The 17,376-nt window shown below is 69.4% G+C and carries 21 protein-coding genes and 1 riboswitch; of the genes, 8 read left to right on the top strand and 13 right to left on the bottom strand.

What is annotated here, in order from left to right; all coding sequences use genetic code 11:
* Nucleotides 1-5 precede the first annotated feature (5 nt).
* The 3 genes from ACQR50_RS13435 to ACQR50_RS13445 are packed head-to-tail and all read right to left on the bottom strand — an operon-like array spanning nucleotide 6 to nucleotide 2,266.
* Nucleotides 6-1,100: an RluA family pseudouridine synthase gene (locus ACQR50_RS13435; RefSeq protein ID WP_184106028.1), complete on the bottom strand. Its 1,095-nt coding sequence runs from the start codon at nucleotides 1,098-1,100 to the stop codon at nucleotides 6-8.
* The gene (gene crcB, locus ACQR50_RS13440) at nucleotides 1,097-1,471 is read right to left on the bottom strand and encodes a fluoride efflux transporter CrcB (RefSeq protein ID WP_428968699.1); all 375 of its coding nucleotides are present in this window, start codon (nucleotides 1,469-1,471) and stop codon (nucleotides 1,097-1,099) included. Before crcB ends, ACQR50_RS13435 begins: the two co-directional genes overlap by 4 nt.
* Before the next feature lie 60 nt (nucleotides 1,472-1,531).
* A complete protein-coding gene (locus ACQR50_RS13445) occupies nucleotides 1,532-2,266 on the bottom strand; it encodes a hypothetical protein (RefSeq protein ID WP_428968700.1) in 735 nt (244 codons plus the stop codon).
* Between the two features lie 275 nt (nucleotides 2,267-2,541).
* Here ACQR50_RS13445 and ACQR50_RS13450 point away from each other — a divergent pair, with 275 nt between their 5' ends.
* Nucleotides 2,542-2,763, top strand: a complete 222-nt coding sequence (locus tag ACQR50_RS13450) for a hypothetical protein (protein ID WP_056433343.1) — start codon at nucleotides 2,542-2,544, stop codon at nucleotides 2,761-2,763.
* Between the two features lie 56 nt (nucleotides 2,764-2,819).
* Here ACQR50_RS13450 and ACQR50_RS13455 read toward each other — a convergent pair whose 3' ends face one another.
* Entirely contained in the window at nucleotides 2,820-3,383 is a 564-nt protein-coding gene (locus ACQR50_RS13455; RefSeq protein ID WP_428968701.1) for a glycine zipper 2TM domain-containing protein, read from the bottom strand.
* Between the two features lie 175 nt (nucleotides 3,384-3,558).
* A complete protein-coding gene (locus ACQR50_RS13460; protein ID WP_042484532.1) occupies nucleotides 3,559-3,867 on the bottom strand; it encodes a glycine zipper 2TM domain-containing protein in 309 nt (102 codons plus the stop codon).
* Nucleotides 3,868-4,003: 136 nt separating this feature from the next.
* On the opposite strand from ACQR50_RS13460, the gene ACQR50_RS13465 reads away from it, so the two are divergent.
* A complete protein-coding gene (locus ACQR50_RS13465; RefSeq protein WP_428968702.1) occupies nucleotides 4,004-4,642 on the top strand; it encodes a trimeric intracellular cation channel family protein in 639 nt (212 codons plus the stop codon).
* 18 nt (nucleotides 4,643-4,660) lie between these two features.
* Here ACQR50_RS13465 and fumC read toward each other — a convergent pair whose 3' ends face one another.
* A complete protein-coding gene (fumC, locus tag ACQR50_RS13470; RefSeq protein ID WP_428968703.1) occupies nucleotides 4,661-6,061 on the bottom strand; it encodes a class II fumarate hydratase in 1,401 nt (466 codons plus the stop codon).
* A gap of 101 nt (nucleotides 6,062-6,162) precedes the next feature.
* Nucleotides 6,163-6,347, top strand: a riboswitch (cobalamin riboswitch).
* Between the two features lie 90 nt (nucleotides 6,348-6,437).
* Here fumC and ACQR50_RS13475 point away from each other — a divergent pair.
* The 4 genes from ACQR50_RS13475 to cobS are packed head-to-tail and all read left to right on the top strand — an operon-like array spanning nucleotide 6,438 to nucleotide 9,119.
* Complete coding sequence (locus ACQR50_RS13475; RefSeq protein ID WP_428968704.1) at nucleotides 6,438-6,845, top strand: DUF1636 domain-containing protein; 408 nt, start codon at nucleotides 6,438-6,440, stop codon at nucleotides 6,843-6,845.
* Nucleotides 6,842-7,852: a nicotinate-nucleotide--dimethylbenzimidazole phosphoribosyltransferase gene (cobT, locus tag ACQR50_RS13480; protein ID WP_428968705.1), complete on the top strand. Its 1,011-nt coding sequence runs from the start codon at nucleotides 6,842-6,844 to the stop codon at nucleotides 7,850-7,852. The genes ACQR50_RS13475 and cobT overlap by 4 nt, the downstream gene beginning before the upstream one ends.
* Nucleotides 7,849-8,406: a histidine phosphatase family protein gene (locus tag ACQR50_RS13485; RefSeq protein WP_428968706.1), complete on the top strand. Its 558-nt coding sequence runs from the start codon at nucleotides 7,849-7,851 to the stop codon at nucleotides 8,404-8,406. Before cobT ends, ACQR50_RS13485 begins: the two co-directional genes overlap by 4 nt.
* On the top strand, nucleotides 8,403-9,119 hold the full coding sequence (cobS, locus tag ACQR50_RS13490; protein WP_428968707.1) for an adenosylcobinamide-GDP ribazoletransferase: 717 nt from the start codon (nucleotides 8,403-8,405) through the stop codon (nucleotides 9,117-9,119). Before ACQR50_RS13485 ends, cobS begins: the two co-directional genes overlap by 4 nt.
* On the opposite strand, the gene ACQR50_RS13495 is transcribed toward cobS, so the two are convergent.
* Genes ACQR50_RS13495 through ACQR50_RS13505 form a run of 3 tightly spaced genes read right to left on the bottom strand, consistent with a single transcriptional unit; the run spans nucleotide 9,104 to nucleotide 12,466 of the window.
* Entirely contained in the window at nucleotides 9,104-10,558 is a 1,455-nt protein-coding gene (locus tag ACQR50_RS13495) for a cobyric acid synthase (RefSeq protein ID WP_428968708.1), read from the bottom strand. The genes cobS and ACQR50_RS13495 overlap by 16 nt on opposite strands.
* Nucleotides 10,546-11,484: an adenosylcobinamide-phosphate synthase CbiB gene (cbiB, locus tag ACQR50_RS13500; RefSeq protein ID WP_428968709.1), complete on the bottom strand. Its 939-nt coding sequence runs from the start codon at nucleotides 11,482-11,484 to the stop codon at nucleotides 10,546-10,548. The genes ACQR50_RS13495 and cbiB overlap by 13 nt, the downstream gene beginning before the upstream one ends.
* Complete coding sequence (locus ACQR50_RS13505) at nucleotides 11,477-12,466, bottom strand: aminotransferase class I/II-fold pyridoxal phosphate-dependent enzyme (RefSeq protein WP_428968710.1); 990 nt, start codon at nucleotides 12,464-12,466, stop codon at nucleotides 11,477-11,479. Before ACQR50_RS13505 ends, cbiB begins: the two co-directional genes overlap by 8 nt.
* 27 nt (nucleotides 12,467-12,493) lie before the next feature.
* Here ACQR50_RS13505 and cobU point away from each other — a divergent pair, with 27 nt between their 5' ends.
* Nucleotides 12,494-13,018, top strand: a complete 525-nt coding sequence (cobU, locus tag ACQR50_RS13510) for a bifunctional adenosylcobinamide kinase/adenosylcobinamide-phosphate guanylyltransferase (RefSeq protein WP_428968711.1) — start codon at nucleotides 12,494-12,496, stop codon at nucleotides 13,016-13,018.
* A complete protein-coding gene (gene cobO, locus ACQR50_RS13515) occupies nucleotides 13,018-13,617 on the top strand; it encodes a cob(I)yrinic acid a,c-diamide adenosyltransferase (protein ID WP_428970704.1) in 600 nt (199 codons plus the stop codon). The genes cobU and cobO overlap by 1 nt, the downstream gene beginning before the upstream one ends.
* A gap of 209 nt (nucleotides 13,618-13,826) precedes the next feature.
* Here cobO and cobF read toward each other — a convergent pair whose 3' ends face one another.
* The 4 genes from cobF to cobM are packed head-to-tail and all read right to left on the bottom strand — an operon-like array spanning nucleotide 13,827 to nucleotide 17,375.
* A complete protein-coding gene (gene cobF / locus ACQR50_RS13520; protein WP_428968712.1) occupies nucleotides 13,827-14,591 on the bottom strand; it encodes a precorrin-6A synthase (deacetylating) in 765 nt (254 codons plus the stop codon).
* Nucleotides 14,588-15,310: a uroporphyrinogen-III C-methyltransferase gene (gene cobA, locus ACQR50_RS13525; RefSeq protein ID WP_428968713.1), complete on the bottom strand. Its 723-nt coding sequence runs from the start codon at nucleotides 15,308-15,310 to the stop codon at nucleotides 14,588-14,590. Before cobA ends, cobF begins: the two co-directional genes overlap by 4 nt.
* Nucleotides 15,307-16,614: a cobyrinate a,c-diamide synthase gene (locus tag ACQR50_RS13530; RefSeq protein ID WP_428968714.1), complete on the bottom strand. Its 1,308-nt coding sequence runs from the start codon at nucleotides 16,612-16,614 to the stop codon at nucleotides 15,307-15,309. Before ACQR50_RS13530 ends, cobA begins: the two co-directional genes overlap by 4 nt.
* Complete coding sequence (gene cobM, locus ACQR50_RS13535) at nucleotides 16,611-17,375, bottom strand: precorrin-4 C(11)-methyltransferase (protein ID WP_076717228.1); 765 nt, start codon at nucleotides 17,373-17,375, stop codon at nucleotides 16,611-16,613. Before cobM ends, ACQR50_RS13530 begins: the two co-directional genes overlap by 4 nt.
* Between the last annotated feature and the right edge of the window lies 1 nt (nucleotide 17,376).

The following is a 17,376-nucleotide window of genomic DNA, read 5'->3' on the forward strand; positions in this document are numbered from 1 at the left end:
ACGGATCAGCGCGCCCCCCGACCCCGCCGTTCGCCGCGGCGTTCCTTGCGATACTGTTTGGCGTGCGCCTTGGCGCGCTGCTTCAGGACTTCCTTGGGCGGGGGGCCTCGATCCTCGTCCTGGGGCAGGACGTCGCCGCGAATCTCGTCGAAGCCGAGCTGGTTCATCGATTCGGCGAAGTGGCTGGGCAGTTCGGCGGTCTGGTCGATGCGGCCGCCATCGGGGTGGTCCACGCGGATGCGCCGGGCGTGCAGGTGCATCTTGCGGCTGATCCCGCCGGTCAGGAACGCCGCCGCGCCGCCATATTTGCCGTCGCCGACAATGGGGTGGCCGATCGCCGCCATGTGCACGCGCAGCTGGTGGGTGCGGCCCGTAAAGGGCTGCAACTCGACCCAGCAGCAGCTGTTGCCCGCGCGCTCGATCACGCGGTAGCGCGAGCGCGCCGACTGGCCGTTTTCCTCGTCGACGTGCATCTTCTCGCCGCCGGTGCCGGGCTGTTTGGCGATGGGCAGCTCGATCGTACCGTCGTCGATCGAGGGCACGCCGACGACCAGTGCCCAGTAGATCTTCTTGGCGGTGCGCCCCGAAAAGGCCTTGGCGAAGAACGCCGCCGCACGGGCATTGCGCGCGACCAGCAGCGCGCCCGACGTGTCCTTGTCCAACCGGTGGACCAGCTTGGGCCGCCCCTCCGCCTCGAACTGCAAGGCGTCGAGCAGGCCGTCCACATGGGTCGTCGTCTTGGTCCCGCCCTGCGTCGCCAGGCCCGGCGGCTTGTTGAGGACCAGCGCATCGCGATCCTTGTGGATCACCATCTCGCGCGCGAACGACTCCTCATCCTCGGACAGGATGTGGCGCGGGCGCATCGTCGGCTTGCTGCTCTCGGCCAGCGCGGGCTCGGCGGGGGGTACGCGCAGCACCTGGCCCGCCGCGATCCGGTCGCCCGGCGTCGCGCGCAGCCCGTCGACGCGCAACTGGCCGGTGCGTGCCCATTTAGCGACCGTGGTGAAGCTGGTGTCGGGCATATGCCGCTTGAACCAGCGGTCCAGCCGGATGCCGTCATCGTCGTAGCCGACCGTGAATTGGCGGACAGAGTCCGTCATGCGAAAATCCTTGTTATCGAAAGTCCGGCCCAAAGCGCGGCCAGCGAACCCAGCAACGACAAGGCGACATAACCGAGCGCGACCGTCATTTGGCCGCGTTCAATCAGGGTGATGGTATCGAGCGAGAAGGAGGAGAAGGTGGTGAACCCTCCCAGAACGCCGACGCCGATGAACAGCCGCCACCCCTCCGCGCCGCCGGTCCGGGCGAGGACGCCCGCCAGCAATCCCATCAGCAGGCAACCGACCCAGTTGACGGTCAGCGTGCCATAGGGAAAGTCCGGGCCGAACGCATCGAGCATCTGGCGGCCGGTCCAATACCGGGCCCCCGAACCCAATGCGCCGCCCAGCATCACGAGAAAAAGCGGTGACATGATCGCCGTCCCTTAGCGCAACCCCGTCACCCGCGCAAAGGACAAGCGCGAGGGTGCCGTTCAGCCGCCCCGGACCACCAGATCGATGTCGGTGCCGCCCTCGGGCCGGGCGGTCGCATAGACCATATAGGCCGCCGCTCCCCGCGTGCCGCCCAGAATATGCTGCGCGCCGTCCAGCTTGTGTTCGGCGCTATAGCCCGCTCCGCCGGCGCGTGTGTAATAATAGTCGATGACCTTGGCGGCGGGGGCTGCCGTGCGCAAGCTGACGATACGGAAGGCGCAGCCATTCGCGTCATTGCCCGCCGCCTCCGCGACGCGCGAACCCGGATAGGGCGCGAAGGCCTGCGGCATCCGGTTCGCCCATGTCGCCGAATAGCGCAGGCCCGACAGGCAGGTCGCATTGCCCGCCTGCTGCCCCGCCTTGGCCGCCAACGTGAAGGCTCCAGCCGCGGCACGGCATTCGGGACAGTCGCGTGCGGCGGCAGGCGCGGACTTCAGCGTACGGGCATCGACCGGATCGGCGGGCGGCGGCATCGCGGGCAGTTGATCGCTGGCGGGCCGGTTGGGCGGGCGCACCGCATTGGCGTTCGCGCTTTGGGTCAGGCCGGGGTCGACCATGATCTGCCCGGCCAGCGCCTCGCGCAGTTGCGGGTCGCGTGTCGGGCTGCCGTCGTTCATCGACGCCAGTTCATTGTCGAGCGCGTTCAGCTGCGCATCGTCATCGGACCGGCCGCCGCATGCCGCCAGCAACAGGCAGCCCAGCGGGATCAGGATATAGTGCGACTTCGCCATCATGAGGGACCGTCTAGCACGGGGATGCGATCTGATCCTTAACGATCGTCACCGATGGGGCCATCCTCGACAGAACCCGCCTGCCCATCCCGGCAAAGGCCGGGATTCAGTTGGGTGAGCGCTTGTGAGTTTCTCCCATTGTCCGCAACTGGACCCCGGCCTTCGCCGGGGTGGTGCTTTGGGAAGCGCATGGCCAACTTTCACCACGATACCCCATCATGACAGGATATGGACGGCCGCGCTTGTAGACCGGGCCCCGCCACGCCATCTTGGACGCCATGCTGAACCTGTTCTCGATCGTTATCGGCCTGGTCGCGCTTCTGCTCGGGATCGTGCCCTTTCTGCCCTTTTTCGCCTGGGGTTACTGGTTCGTGATCCCCATCGCGATCGTCGGCGCTGCCGTGGGGGCGCTGTCGTCGCGCAATACGGGGCGCAATCTGAACCTGATCCTCATCCTGATCTTTGGACTTCGCCTGATGCTGGGCGGTGGCTTCATCTGAACGACGAACGGCCCGGCAGGTCTCACCGCCGGGCCGTCCTTTACGCCGTCCGCCGATTAGCGGCAGCGAACCTGGCCGCGATCGATCTGCTGGCCGAGCAGCGCGCCGCCACCGGCCCCGATCACGGTGCCCAGCAGGCGCGAACCGCCGCCCGCGATCACATTGCCCAGCGCGCCACCCGCCAGGCCACCGATGACCAGACCGGTCGTGCCGTCATTGCGGCGGCAATAATAGCGACCGTTCATGCCGCGATAGATGCGGTCGTTCCGGCCGAGCGCGCGCGGCTGGTAATAGCGGCCGTCGCGATAATAGCGCTCGGGATAGTAACCGCGCTGGCCCGGCTCTAAGCGGTTATAGTCGTAATTGCGCCAGCGGACGTTGCGCATGTCGCGCCGGTAATCCTTGCGGGCGTCGCGGATATCCTCGCGATATTCGCGGCGGGCCTTGCGGACGTCGCGCGGCGAGTCGGCGCGGCGGACATCGCGGTTATAGTCGCGGCGGGCATCGCGCACGTCTTCGCGATATTCCTGACGGGCTTCCCAGCCATTCCGCTGCGCCTCGGCAGGGATGGCGGAAAAGGCGGTGGCGGCCATCGTCGCCGTCAACAGAGCAATACGCATACTCGAACTCCCGTTGATGATGGGAGGAAGAACCCGCGCTTATCCCGCTTGTTGCGTGAACCGAAAACTACTTGGCGTTCACTATCGAGACAGAATCATCTGTTTGATTTTTATAACAAAAAAGGGCGCCACCCGAAGGTGACGCCCCTGTTTCACCGTCAGGGGGAAAGCCGGTTCAGCGGCAGCGGCGGTTGCTCGTGCCGCGCTCGATCTCGCGACCGGCGAGCGCGCCGACGGCGGCACCGCCCAGCGTACCCAGCGTGCGGTCGCCGCGCGTATCGATGGTACGGCCCAGCAGCGCACCCGCGACGCCACCGACGACCAGACCCGTCGTGCCGTCCGGCTTGCGGCAGCGGACGCGGCCACGGTCATCGCGCCATTCGCGATACTTGTAGCGGCGCTGCGCGTCGGCGGCGGTCACCGGCAGGACCAGCGTGGGGACGACCATGGCGGTGCAACCCAGGGCAAGCATCAATTTCCGCATCACAAACTTCCTTTCGAATTGATCTGACGCCGTAACGTCCCACTTCTACCGTCCGTTGCATGAACGGGAGATAACGTCACGTTCATCCTCGCGCCGCCCTTTCCCCCTGCGAAGGGCCGTTCTAGGGTCGCCCGCGATGCTGCCTCAAACCACCGCCATGCTGCCCGCCGTGATGCCCTGGCTCGACCTGGCGGGGCTGGCCGTGTTCGCCGTGTCGGGCGCGCTGGTCGCGGCCAAGCACCGCCAGACGATGGTCACGCTGGTCTTCTTCGCGCTGATCACCGGGGTGGGCGGGGGGACGCTGCGCGACCTGCTGATCGATGCGCCGGTCTTCTGGGTGCATGACGCCCGCGTGCCGCTGGTCTGCCTGATCGCGGCCGTCGCGGTCTGGGCGACGCCTGCGCGCTGGTGGCGGGGCAGCGCGCTCGACTGGTTCGACGCGGTGGGGCTGGCGGCCTATGCCGTGTACGGCGCGGCCAAGGCGAGCGGCTATGGCATTACCCCCATCCCGGCGGCGATGCTGGGCGTGGTGTCGGCCTGTGTCGGCGGCATCATCCGCGACGTGATCGCGGGCGAACCGTCGATCCTGATGCGGCCGGAGCTGTACGTGACGGCGGCGGCGCTATCCTCGACCAGCTATGTGATCCTGATGCAGCTGGGGGTGCCGGGCGCCGGGCCGATCGCGGCGCTGGCCGGGTTCGTGCTGCGCGGGGCGGCGATCCGGTATCGGATCGCCTTGCCTGCCTATCCGGCGAAGGGGTGGGATCGGGGGTGATTCCCTCGGGCCTCGACCTCACCGTCCCAGCATCAACTCCGGCCGCACCACCCGATCGAAGGTCGCCTCGTCGACCAGGCCCAGTTCCAGCCCGGCCTCCTTCAGCGTCTGCCCCTTCTGGTGCGCGTGCTTGGCGATCTTGGCGGCGTTGTCGTAACCGATCTCGGGCGCCAGCGCCGTCACCAGCATCAGCGAGCGGTCGAGCAACTCGGTGATCCGGTCGCGATTGACCGTCATCCCCTCGACCGTCCGCTCGGCGAAACTCTCCATGCCGACCGACAGCAAGTGGATCGAGCGCAGCACGTTCGACCCGATTAGCGGCTTGAAGACGTTCAGTTCCAGATGCCCCTGAAGCCCGCCGACCGTGACGGCGGCATTGTTGCCGATCACCTGCGCGGCGACCATGGTCAGCATCTCGCACTGGGTCGGATTGACCTTGCCCGGCATGATCGAACTGCCCGGCTCGTTGGCGGGCAGTTCCAGCTCGCCCAGCCCCGAGCGCGGGCCGGAGCCCAGCAAACGGATGTCGTTGGCGATCTTGGTCAGCGCCACCGCCAGGACATTCAGCGTCCCATGCAGGTCGACCAGCCCGTCATTGCTCGCCAGCGCCTCGAACTTGTTGGGCGCGGTCACGAAATCGAGACCGGTCGCCTCGGCGATCTCCGCCGCGATCGCCTCGGCAAAGCCGTTCGGCGCGTTCAGCCCGGTGCCGACCGCCGTCCCTCCCTGCGCGAGCGGCAGGATATTGCGGTGGAGCGTCCCCTCGATCCGGTCGCGGGCATTGGCGAGTTGCTGCACATAGCCCGAAAATTCCTGGCCCAGGGTCAGCGGGGTCGCGTCCTGCAAATGGGTGCGGCCGATCTTGACGATCGAATCCCAGTCCTTCGCCTTAGCCTCCAGCGCGGCATGGAGCCGGTCGAGCGCGGGGAAAAGCTGCCTCGTCACGGCAATCGCGGCGGCGACGTGGAGTGCGGTCGGGAACGTGTCGTTGGAGGACTGGCCGCGATTCACATCGTCATTGGGGTGGACCGGCGACTTGCCGCCACGCGTACCGGTCAGCATCTCGTTGGCGCGGCCCGCAATCACCTCGTTCGCGTTCATGTTGGACTGGGTGCCGGAGCCGGTCTGCCAGATGACGAGCGGGAACTGCTCGTCATGGCGCCCGTCGATCACCTCCTGCGCCGCCGCCTCGATCGCATCGGCCTTGTCCGCCGTCAGGCCATGGCCGCGATTGATCCGCGCCGCCGCCTTCTTCACGATGGCAAGCGCATGGACGATGCCGATCGGCATCTGCTCGCGCGCGCCGAAGGGGAAATTCTCCAGGCTGCGCTCGGTCTGCGCGCCCCAATAGGCGCTGGCGGGGACTTGGATGGGGCCGATCGAGTCGGTTTCGGTGCGGGTGGTGGCGTTCTGGGTCATGCGGCAGGGACTCACCGATGGGGTCAGGGGTTCCACCCATATAGTCACCGCGACGCCGACGGACGAGGGCACAGTGCTTGCCACCCGGCCCCTGCCCGCCTATCGCCGCCCTCGCGACAGGTTCCTTGAAAGAGGATGAAAAGGGAATGGGGTGCGACACCCCGGCTGCCCCTGCAACTGTAAGCGGCGAGCCGCCCGCCACGACGCCATTGGGGTAATCTCCGAGAAGGCGGCGGACCGGCCCCGACCCGCGAGCCAGGAGACCTGCCCGTCGTGGTCGTCCTTCGGCTGGTCAGGGTGTACCGGACGGAACGGGGCTTTCCCCTCGCGCGGCGACAGCGCCTTTGGAGACTTGCCCGATGTACGAGCCCTTTTCATGCTGAAGCCCGCCGCGAACGGCCCCGCCGTGGTCGCCTGCAACACCTGCCGCCTGTCCGCCGAGGCGCGCGAAAACGACCAGGGCCAGCGCGGCGGCGCGCTGCTGGTCGAGGCGTTGCGCCGGGTGCAGGCGTCCGACCCCGCCTATACGCATATCGCGGTCGAGGAGATGCCCTGTCTCTTCGCCTGCCAGTCCTTCTGCACCGTCCATCTGCGCTGCCCCGGCAAGGTCGGATACGTCATGGGCAAGTTCACCCCCGATGACGACGCCGCGCGCGCCATATTGGACTATGCCCGCGCCTATGCCGACAGCGACTGGGGACAGGTGCCCTACAAGCAATGGCCGCAAGGGGTGAAAGGCCATTTCCTGACCCGCACGCCCCCCGAAGGATATGTCGTCGAATGACCGCTTTTCCCGACATCGCCGCGTTCGAGACGGCACTCGCCACCCTGCCCCGGCCCGACGACCAGGCCCGCGCCGCCGCCACCGCGCGACAAGGCCAGTTGACCAAGCCGCCGGGCTCGCTGGGCCGCCTGGAGGATATCGCGATCTTCCTCGCCGGATGGCAGGGCGTCGAGCGGCCCCGGATCGAGCGCGGCCGCGCGGTCATCTTCGCGGGCAATCACGGTGTCACCGCCCGCGGGGTCAGTGCCTTTCCGGCCGAGGTGACGGAGCTGATGGTCGCCAATTTCGCCGCCGGCGGGGCCGCGATCAACGCGCTGGCGGCGGCGGCTGGGCTGGAACTGGCCGTGGTGCCGCTCGACCTCGACCGACCGACCGCCGACTTCACGGCCGCCCCCGCGATGACCGAGGAAGAGTGCCTGAACGCGCTGTCCGCCGGGGCCGAGGCGGTGGGCGATGCCGACCTGCTCGTGCTGGGCGAGATGGGGATCGGCAACAGCACCGCCGCCGCCGCGCTCGCCGCCGCCAGTTTCGGGGGCGGCCCGGCCCTGTGGGTCGGGCCGGGCACGGGGGTCGATGCGCAGGGCGTTCAGCGCAAGGCGGCGGTGGTGGCAGAGGGCCTTGCGCTACACCGCGAACATCTGACCAGCGCCTTCGAGATCCTGCGCCGCCTGGGCGGGCGCGAGATCGCGGCAATGGCAGGCGCGGTGCTGGCCGCCCGGCACAAGCGCATCCCAGTCGTGCTCGACGGTTTCATCGGCACCGCCGCCGTCGCACCGCTGGCCCATGCCAATCCGGCGATCAGCGCGCATTGCCTGTCGGGCCATTGTTCGGCCGAGCCAGGCCATGTCCTGCTGCTCGCCCGGCTGGGGCTGGAGCCGATCCTGTCGCTGGGCATGCGGCTGGGCGAGGCGAGCGGCGCGGCGGTCGCGGTGCAGGTCATCCGTTCCGCGATCGCGGCGCATGACGGCATGGCGACCTTTGCCGAGGCGGGCATCGCGGGCGCGTGACCGGCTTTCGCCTGCATCTGCTCCGTCACGGCGAGCCCGAACTGACGGGGCGGATGCTGGGCCGCACCGACAGCCCGGCCACCGCCGGGGGCATCGCGGCCTGTGTCGCGCGGGCGAGCGGGTTGGACGTCACCCGCCGCATCGCCTCCGACCTGTCGCGCGCGCGCGTCTGTGCCGAGGCGATCGGGCCGGCCGAGGTCGATCCGCGCTGGCGGGAACTGGATTTCGGGGACTGGGACGGGCTGGCGGCGGGGGACATCGACCCGGAGGGGCTGGCCCGCTTCTGGGACGATCCCGATGTCGCCCCGCCACCGGGTGGCGAGCGTTGGTCCGATATGGTCGCCCGCGTGCGAGGGGCCATCGCCGATCTGTCCCCCGAGCCGACCCTGGTCGTCACCCATGGCGGCGCGATCCGCGCAGCGCTGCATGTCCTGTGCGGGTTCGACCTGCGCGCGACATGGTCGTTCGCGCTGCCCTATGCCGCGCTGGTCACGCTGGAAGTGTGGGACGGCACGCCCCGCAGCGCGCAGGTGACGGGGCTGGCGACCGCATGAAGGCACTGATCGTCGCGCTGGGCTTCCTGACCCGCTTGCCCATGCCGCGCGTCGAGGCAGACGAAGCGGATTTCGCACGCGCCATCCGGCTATACCCGGTGGCGGGGCTGGTCATCGGAATCATCGTCGCGGGCGCAGGCTGGCTGGGCGCGCGCATCGACCCGTGGACGGGCGCGCTGGCGGCACTCATCGCCTGGGTCTGGACGACGGGGGCGCTGCATCTGGACGGGCTGGCCGACCTGTCCGACGGGCTGGGCGCGGCGCATGGCGATCGCTCGCGGTTGCTGGCGGTGATGGCCGATCCGCATATCGGCAGCTTCGGTGTGGTCGCGCTGGCGATGCAGTTGCTCGCCAAGCTGGTGCTGCTCCATGCCTTGCCCCGCGAGGCATGGCCGATCGTCGCGCTGATCCCGGCGGCGGCGCGGGTCGGCCCGCTGGTCTGGGCGCGACTGTTGGCGCCGCTTCGTCCCGGAGGACTGGGCGCGATGGTCGCACGGGCGGTGCGGCCGGTCGACATGATCGGCTGGATACTCGCAGCCCTTGCGCTGGGCCTGTTCTATCCGCCGGTCGCGACCGCGCCGCTCATCATCCTGGCGCTGTCGCTCTGGTTCGGGCGCAAGCTGGGCGGGGTGACGGGCGACGTGCATGGCGCAGGGATCGAGCTGACCGAAACCGCGCTGCTCCTCGCCGCCGTCCTTTACGCCCTGCCCTGAGCGATCCGCAGCAGCGCGTCGCAATCGACATGCGCCTCCAGCACGGCGGCGATGGCGTCGAGCGCAGCATCGACATCGGCGCGGTGATCCGGCCCCTGCCCCGCCACGCCGATCCGCGCCAGCCACGCCGCGCGCTGCCCCGCCTGCCCAAGCAGGCCATGGACATAGCTGCCCGCGACCAGCCCATCGGCGCGGATCGCCCCCTCCGCCCGGCCATCGGCGAGATGGCCGACCGGCCGTGCCGTATCGGGGCCGCTGGTGCGCCCGAGATGGATTTCATAACCCGAAAAGGACGCGCCCAGCGCCTCGCCCGTCACCGGCCGCACGGTCTTCTCGCCGGTGAGTACGGTCTCCACGTCGAGCAGCCCCAGCCCTGCGACAGATCCCGCAGGCCCTTCGATCCCGTCCGGGTCGGCGACCGAGCGACCCAGCATCTGATATCCGCCGCACAAGCCCAGCACCGGCCGCCCGCGCCGGACATGCGCGGCGATGTCGATGTCCCAACCCTGCTCGCGGATAAAGGCCAGGTCGGCGATGGTCGCCTTCGACCCCGCCAGTACGATCATCGCGGCGTCGGGGATCGGCTCGCCGGGGCGGACCATGACCAGATCGACCTGCGGCTCCAGGCGCAGCGGATCGAGATCGTCGAAATTGGCGATGCGCGGCGTGATCGGACAGGCAATGACCACCCGCCCCCCGGCGCCCGTACGGCTCCGCTCCAGAACGACCGCATCCTCGCTGGGCAGTCGCGCGGCGTCCGCCAGCCAGGGGATCAAGCCCAGCGAATGCCAGCCGGTATGCTCGGCGATCACGCCCATGCCATCGGCGAACAGCGCCGGATCGCCGCGAAACTTGTTGACGAGAAAGCCCCGGATCATCGCGGCGTCCTTAGGCGCGATCACCGCCTTGGTCCCGACCAGCGAGGCGATCACCCCGCCCCGATCGATATCGCCCGCCAGCACCACCGGCACATTCGCCGCGCGGGCAAAGCCCATATTGGCAATGTCGCCGCTGCGCAGGTTGACCTCGGCGGGCGACCCGGCGCCCTCGACGACCACGAGATCGCACTGCGCCTCCAAACGGCGATAGCAGTCGACCACCTCGGGAAGCAGCCCGATCCGCCCCTCGCGCCACTTCGACGCGGGCAACATCCCCCGCACCTGCCCGCGCACGATCAGTTGCGAGGTGCGGTCGCCCTGCGGCTTCAGCAGCACCGGATTCATGTCGACATGGGGGGGCACCCGCGCCGCCATCGCCTGGGTCGCCTGCGCCCGCCCGATCTCGCCGCCATCGGGCGTCGCGGCGGCGTTGTTGCTCATATTCTGCGGCTTGAAGGGGCGAACGCGCAGCCCGCGATTGGCGAAGGCGCGGCACAGCCCCGCCACCAGCACCGACTTGCCCACGTCCGAGCCGGTGCCCTGGATCATCACGCCAGCCATGCGACACTCCCCGCGATCACCCAGAGCAGCAGGCAGGCGCGTGCATAGATTTGCAGGGCCGTCACGATGTCCTGCGGCGAAGCGGCCCGCCCTTCGCGTCCGATCCACGGCTTGATCTGGGTCACGCCGTCATAGGCGACGGGCCCGGCCAGCGCGACACCCAGCGCCCCCGCCATCGCCGCCTCGGGCCAGCCCGCATTGGGCGAGGCATGGGCGCGCGCGTCGCGCTTCATCACCGCCCAGCCGCCCGCTCCCGCCAAGCAGACCAGCAACCCGGCGATCCGCGCCGGCACCCAGTTCGCCCCGTCGTCGATCCGCGCCGCCGCCCAGCCGAACGCCCGCCAGCGCGGTTCCTTGTGCCCGATGATGCTGTCGGCGGTGTTGATCGCCTTGTACATCCACACCCCCGGCAGCCCGAGCAGCAGCAGCCAGAAGAGCGGCGCGACGATGCCGTCGCAAAAGCTCTCCGCCAGCGTCTCGATCGCGGCGCGCGACACGCCCGCCTGGTCCAGCCGCCCGGTATCGCGTCCTACCACCCGCGCGACCAGCGCTCGCGCGGCGGGCAGATCACCGCGCAGCAGGGCATCGGCCACGGGCCGGACATGGACATACAGGCTACGCTGCGCGAGGGCGGGCCAGGCCAGCACGGCGCTGGCGATCCAGCCCCAGCGGCCGAGCCACATATGCGCCGCGTGGTCGATCCCCCATGCCATCCCGCCGGTCAGGGCGATCAGGAGGATCATGGTCAGGACACCCAGGCCCCGCCGAGCGCCCTCGGACCGCATGGGCGAATTACCCAGCCGCTCGGCCAGATTCAGGAACCGTGCAAACGCCCCTACCGGATGGCCGACACGCGCATAAAGCCGGTCCGGCCAGCCGATCGTCGCGTCGAGCGCCAGCGCCACCAGCGCCACCGGATCAGCCATGCCGCAACGCCTCATCCAATCGTTCGAGATCCGCTGCCGCCGCAGGCACGCCGAAGCGCAGTCGTTCCGGCGCATCGGCGAAGGGCCGAACCAATATGCCCGCCGCCGCCAATCGCCGGAAGATGACGGCCGCCGCCGGTGTCTCAACCATGCGGAACAGCGGACAGGCTCCGCGCGCGATCAGGCCATGACGCGCCAGCGCCGCATCCAACGCCGCCGCCCGTTCGACCAAAGCGATCCGGGTCGCCGCGATCCATGCGCGATCGGCATAGGCCGCGCTGCCCCAGCCGATCGCATGCGCCGACACCGGCCAGTCCCCCAGCAGGTCGCGCAACCGCGCCAATATCTCCGGCGCGGCCATCACGAAGCCCAGCCGCATTCCGGCCAGCCCGAAGAACTTGCCGAACGACCGCAGCACCACGAACTGGTCGCCGCCGTCGAAGCCGCTTCCCGGCATCGCATCGGCAAAGGCTTCGTCCAGGATCAGCCAGCCCCCCGCCCGCGCTTGCGCCGCCGCCAGCCGGGCCAGTTGCTCGGGCAAACGGTGGACGCCATCGGGATTGTTCGGGTTGGCGATCAGCAGGCTGCCCGCCTGCCCCGCCCAATCGTCCAGCGCGGACTGATCGATCCGCGCGGAAGCCACCGCGCCGTGGGTGCCATAGCTCGGGCGAACCGCGACGATCGGCTGCGGCACGCCCAGCAGCGGCAACAGGCGAAGCGCCATCTCGCTGCCCGGTACCGCCGCGACCCGCTCCGCCGCAACGCCGAAATAGGCCGCCGCCTGTGCTTCCAGACGGGCCAGCGCGCTGCGATCCGGCAAGGGGGCGGGATCAACCTCCAGCCCCTCGGGCGGGGTCCAGGGCACCGGGTTGATCCCTGTCGACAGATCCAGCCATGGGCCGGGCGCGTTCGGGAACAGCGCCCTGGCCGCATCGATCCGGCCGCCATGATGGGTCAGCGCCGCCATTTGGACTTGCGTCATCGGCCCGCTCCCGCGATGCGGACCGGCATGACGAAGCCCCGCACCCTGTTGGTCCTCGGCGGCGCCCGGTCGGGCAAGAGCCGCCATGCGCAGGCGCTGGCCGAGGCGATGACGCCCACCGGCTGCTTCATCGCGACCGCGCAGGCCTGGGACGACGAGATGCGCGACCGGATCGCCCGGCACCAGGCCGATCGCGACGAACGCTGGATGACCGTCGAAGCGCCCATGGCCCTGCCGGAAGCGGTCGCCGAGCATAGCCGGTCCGACCGGGTGCTGCTGGTCGACTGTCTGACGCTGTGGCTGACCAACCTGTTGCTGGGGGAGGCCGATCTGGCGGCGGCAGGCGATGCGCTGGTCACGGCGCTGGCAAACGCACCCGGCCCGGTGGTGCTGGTCAGCAACGAGGTCGGCTTCGGCATCGTCCCCGACAATGCGCTCGCCCGGCGCTTCCGCGATGCGCAAGGCACGCTCAACCAGCGGCTGGCGCGGGTGTGCGATGCGACCGATCTGGTGGTGGCGGGGCTTCCCTTGCGGCTTTCAGGAGAGAAATGATGCGAACCGACGCCGAACATGCCGAGCGCATGGCCAAGAAAAAGGCCGCGCAGGACAGCAAGGTCGCCGCCCGCGATGCCGAAAAGGGCCTGATCATCGTCCATACCGGCAAGGGCAAGGGCAAGACGACCGCTGCACTCGGCATGGTGATGCGCGCGGTCGGCCACGGCATGCGCGTCGGCATGGTCCAGTTCGTGAAGGGCGCGATGACCACCGGCGAGGCGGCGGTGCTGGCGCGCTTTCCCGAGGTGGATTTCCACGCCATGGGCGAAGGCTTCACCTGGAACACCCAGGACCGCAGCCGCGACATCGCCACCGCGCGGGGTGCGTGGGAAGAGGTCAAGCGCATGATCGCCGACCCGTCCTACGACCTGATCGTCGCCGACGAGCTGAACATCGTACTTCGCTACGACTATCTGCCGGTGGACGAGGTGCTGGAGGTGCTGAGCACCAAGGGCACGATGACGCATGTCGTCATTACCGGGCGGAATGCGCCGGACCCGCTGATCGAGGCGGCGGATCTGGTGACCGACATGACGCAGGTGAAGCACCCCTTCCGCGAACAAGGCGTGAAGGCGCAGAAGGGGATCGAGTTCTAAGCCTATAAAGGGATCGTGGCCCTGCCCTCCCCCCTGCGGGAGGAAAGCCCTCTGTGTTTGAGCGATATGTGTTAAGCCCCTCCTCCCGGTAGGGGGGAGGGGTTTGGGGTGGGGGCTAAGCCACGGGCGACACGGCTTTGGGCGAGGCCCTCCCCCAACCCCTCCCGCCTGCGGGAGGGGAGCGGCTAGAGGCGAGTTGAGGAGATTCATCACGACCCCTCCCCCACCAAATCCCCACCCCGCCGCAACAGATACACATCCATGATCCACCCATGGACCCGCCGCAGTTCGGCACGGCGCGCGACGATCCGATCCGCCACATCCGCCAGCCGCCCCGCCTCGACCGCCGCTTGCGCCATGCCCAGATACGCCCCCCACCAGATCACCGCATCCGGCTGGTCCAGCGTGGTGAACGCGCATCCGCCGTCGAGCATCACCGCCACGCTGTCCGCCCCCTCGGGCCAGCCGCCCTCGCGCAGGCGCCGCCCGGTCGTCACCATCACTGGCGCGCCGACCGCGTTGAACGGAATGGCGTGCGCGGCGCAGAGCAGTTGCAGGCTGGTGATCCCCGGCACCACCGTGACCCGCTCCACCGCGACCAGCCGCCGCGCGATGCGGATCGTACTGTCGTAAAGCGACGGATCGCCCCAGACGAGCAGCGCCACCCGCCCGCCCTGCGGCAGATGCGCCGCGATCTCCGCCGCCCAGCATCCGGCGATCGCGTCGTGCCAATGCTCGACCGTATCGAGATACGCCCCTTCGGCGGCGCGGACCGGCAGGTCGAACTCGACCACCCGCACGCTTGTACCCGCCAGCACCTGCGCACAGATGTCGCGGCGCAGGTCGATCAGCTCGGCCTTGTCTTCCTTGCGCGGCAGCAGGATCAGGTCGGCGCTCCGCATCGCCGTCTCCGCCGCGCGGGTCAGGTGATCGGGATTGCCCGTGCCGATGCCGATCAGGTCGAGATGGATCACAGATCCTCCATCAGCGGGCCGTAGAGGATCAGTGCGGCCTTGTCCGACACGGCTTCCGCCAGTTGCGCGGCCAGCGCACCGATCGTCGCACGGGTCAGCCGCTGGTCGGGGCAGCCGACATGCTCGGCCATCAACGCGGGGGTTTCCGGCGACAGGCCATGCGCGACCAGCGCCTCGACCAGCGCGGGGAATGTCCGCTTGGGCATGAACACCACGGTCGTCGCCCCCGCATCCGCCAGCGCCGCCATGTTGCGGTCGGCGGGCAGCGCGCCGGTGACGTCATGGCCGGTCACGAACTGCACCCGCCGCGCCTCGGACCGCCGGGTCAGCGGCAGGCCCGCCGCCGCCGCCGCCGCGCTCGCCGTGCTGACGCCGGGGACGATCTCGAAGGGGATGGCGGCAGCCTTCAGGGCGATGATCTCTTCCTCCAGCCGCCCGAAGATACCCGGATCGCCGGACTTCAGCCGGACGACGCGCTTGCCGCTCAGCGCGTGGTCGACCAGCAGCCGGTCGATCTCGCCCTGCTTGGGCGAGGCACGGCCCGCACGCTTGCCGACCGCGATCAGTTCGGCGTCGGCGCGGCAATGGCCCAGCATCGGCCCGGCGGCGAGATCGTCGAACAGCACGACATCGGCCGCGCCCAGACAGCGCACCGCCTTCAGCGTCAGCAGCTCCGGATCGCCCGGCCCCGCGCCGACAAGGGAAACGAACCCAATCACCACCAACGCGCCACCAGATGGAAGAAAGTGCCGGTCACGGCCCCCCGCCGCGATCCGGTTTCGGGCACCGCCTCGCCTTGCGCATCCACGACATGGGCAAGGGCTGCATCGGGTTGTTCGAGCACGGTCGAGTAATGAAACTCATGCCCGCCCAACACCGCCCCCTCGGGCATTCCCGCCACCTCGCCCAGCAGGGTCGCGCGGCGATAGCCGAGATGCATCTTGCGCTTGGCATAGCTGGTGACGAGGCCGAGCAGACCGGCCATACGGTGGCTGACACCCTCCGCATCGATCAGCGCCTCGCCGAGCGCCATATAGCCACCGCACTCGCCATGGATCGGCTTGGTCGCGGCATGGGCGTCGAGACCGGCCCGGAACGTCTCCGCCGCCGCCAGTCGTCCGGCATGAAGCTCGGGATAGCCGCCGGGCAGCCAGACCAGATCGGCCGAGGCATCGGGGGCTTGATCCGCGAGCGGCGAGAAGGGCAATATTTCCGCCCCGCCTGCGCGCCAGCCCTCCAGCATATGCGGATAGACAAAGGAAAAGGCCGCATCCTGCGCCAGTGCGATCCGCTGCGCGGGCGGTGGCGGCAGGGTGCCGGACGCAGGCGTGACGGGCTTGGCATAGGCCGCCGCGCGGATCGCCTCCAGATCGACATGCGCCGCCAGAAACGCCGCATAGTCGCCGATCAGCCGGTCGAGTTCGGGATGCTCGACCGCCTGCACCAGCCCCAGATGCCGCTCGGGCAGCACCAGGTCGCCGCGCCGGGGCAGCGCGCCGAAGACCGGCAGGCCGATCGCCTCGAACCCCAGCTTCGCCAGCCGCTCGTGACGCGGGCTCGCCACCCGGTTGAGGATGACGCCCGCGACCCGCAATTCGGGGTCGTAGCGCGCAAAGCCCAGCGCGGTCGCCGCCGCCGACTGCGCCTGTCCCGATACGTCGATGACCAGGATCACCGGCCAGCCCATGCGCCTGGCCGTCTCGGCACTGCTGCCCATGCCGGTGGCGCCGGGTTTGGCCACACCGTCGAACAGGCCCATCGAGCCTTCCGCCAGCACCAGATTCGCGTCCGCCCCGCGCTGCCCCAGCGTATCGAGCAGCGTCGCCGGCATCGCCCAGCCGTCGAGGTTGAACGACGCACGCCCGCAGGCCCCACGGTGGAAGGCGGGGTCGATATAGTCGGGGCCGCTCTTGAACGGCTGCACGGCCAGCCCCGCGTCGCGAAACGCGCGGAGCAGGCCCAGCATCACCGTCGTCTTGCCCGTGCCCGAGGCGGGCGCGGCAATCATCAGACCCGGCGTCATTCTACGCTGTTCCCGGGACGATAGCGGCGGTCATAACCCTCCGCATATAAGCGGCTCTCGGCAAAATCGCTCTGATCGAGCACCCGGCCGACCAGGATCAGCGCGGTCCGCTCCGGCCCATCGGCGGCGGCCTCCGCAATGGTCGATAGCGTCGCGCGGACGATACGCTGCTCGGGCCAGCTGGCGCGCCAGACGATCGCGACCGGGCAGTCGGCGCCATAATGCGGGGTCAGGTCGGCGACGACCTTGTCCAGATTGTGGATCGACAGATGGATGGCCAGCGTCGCGCCGGTCGCGGCGAAGGCGGTCAGCGACTCACCCTCCGGCATGGCGCTGGCGCGGCCGGGGGTGCGCGTCAGGATCACCGATTGCGCGATGCCGGGCAGGGTCAGCTCGCTCTCCAGCACCGCTGCGGCGGCTGCGAAGGACGGCACGCCCGGCGTCACCGAGACGGGGATGCCCAGTTCGCGCAAACGCCGCACTTGCTCACCCATCGCCGACCAGACCGACAGGTCGCCCGAATGAAGCCGGGCGACATCCTGCCCCTTGGCATGGGCGTCCGCAATCTCGGCCATGATCTCGTCGAGCGTCATCGGCGCGGTGTTCACGATTTTCGCATCCGGCGGGCAATGCGCCAGCACCGCCTCCGGCACCAGCGATCCGGCATAGAGGCAGACCGGGCAGGCGGCGATCAGATCGCGGCCGCGCAGGGTCAGCAGGTCGGGGGCACCGGGTCCGGCGCCGATGAAGTGAACGGTCATC

The sequence above is a fragment of the Sphingomonas sp. Xoc002 genome, assembly GCF_050408055.1.
Lineage (GTDB): Bacteria > Pseudomonadota > Alphaproteobacteria > Sphingomonadales > Sphingomonadaceae > Sphingomonas > Sphingomonas yabuuchiae.

Bases quoted from the DNA above. Each gene is read 5' to 3' on its own strand.
- ACQR50_RS13435 (WP_184106028.1), bottom strand. From the start codon at position 1,100: ATGACGGACTCTGTCCGCCAATTCACGGTCGGCTACGACGATGACGGC.
- crcB (WP_428968699.1), bottom strand. From the start codon at position 1,471: ATGTCACCGCTTTTTCTCGTGATGCTGGGCGGCGCATTGGGTTCGGGG.
- ACQR50_RS13445 (WP_428968700.1), bottom strand. From the start codon at position 2,266: ATGATGGCGAAGTCGCACTATATCCTGATCCCGCTGGGCTGCCTGTTG.
- ACQR50_RS13450 (WP_056433343.1), top strand. From the start codon at position 2,542: ATGCTGAACCTGTTCTCGATCGTTATCGGCCTGGTCGCGCTTCTGCTC.
- ACQR50_RS13455 (WP_428968701.1), bottom strand. From the start codon at position 3,383: ATGCGTATTGCTCTGTTGACGGCGACGATGGCCGCCACCGCCTTTTCC.
- ACQR50_RS13460 (WP_042484532.1), bottom strand. From the start codon at position 3,867: ATGCGGAAATTGATGCTTGCCCTGGGTTGCACCGCCATGGTCGTCCCC.
- ACQR50_RS13465 (WP_428968702.1), top strand. From the start codon at position 4,004: ATGCTGCCTCAAACCACCGCCATGCTGCCCGCCGTGATGCCCTGGCTC.
- fumC (WP_428968703.1), bottom strand. From the start codon at position 6,061: ATGACCCAGAACGCCACCACCCGCACCGAAACCGACTCGATCGGCCCC.
- ACQR50_RS13475 (WP_428968704.1), top strand. From the start codon at position 6,438: ATGCTGAAGCCCGCCGCGAACGGCCCCGCCGTGGTCGCCTGCAACACC.
- cobT (WP_428968705.1), top strand. From the start codon at position 6,842: ATGACCGCTTTTCCCGACATCGCCGCGTTCGAGACGGCACTCGCCACC.
- cobS (WP_428968707.1), top strand. From the start codon at position 8,403: ATGAAGGCACTGATCGTCGCGCTGGGCTTCCTGACCCGCTTGCCCATG.
- ACQR50_RS13495 (WP_428968708.1), bottom strand. From the start codon at position 10,558: ATGGCTGGCGTGATGATCCAGGGCACCGGCTCGGACGTGGGCAAGTCG.
- cbiB (WP_428968709.1), bottom strand. From the start codon at position 11,484: ATGGCTGATCCGGTGGCGCTGGTGGCGCTGGCGCTCGACGCGACGATC.
- ACQR50_RS13505 (WP_428968710.1), bottom strand. From the start codon at position 12,466: ATGACGCAAGTCCAAATGGCGGCGCTGACCCATCATGGCGGCCGGATC.
- cobU (WP_428968711.1), top strand. From the start codon at position 12,494: ATGACGAAGCCCCGCACCCTGTTGGTCCTCGGCGGCGCCCGGTCGGGC.
- cobO (WP_428970704.1), top strand. From the start codon at position 13,018: ATGCGAACCGACGCCGAACATGCCGAGCGCATGGCCAAGAAAAAGGCC.
- ACQR50_RS13530 (WP_428968714.1), bottom strand. From the start codon at position 16,614: ATGACGCCGGGTCTGATGATTGCCGCGCCCGCCTCGGGCACGGGCAAG.
- cobM (WP_076717228.1), bottom strand. From the start codon at position 17,375: ATGACCGTTCACTTCATCGGCGCCGGACCCGGTGCCCCCGACCTGCTG.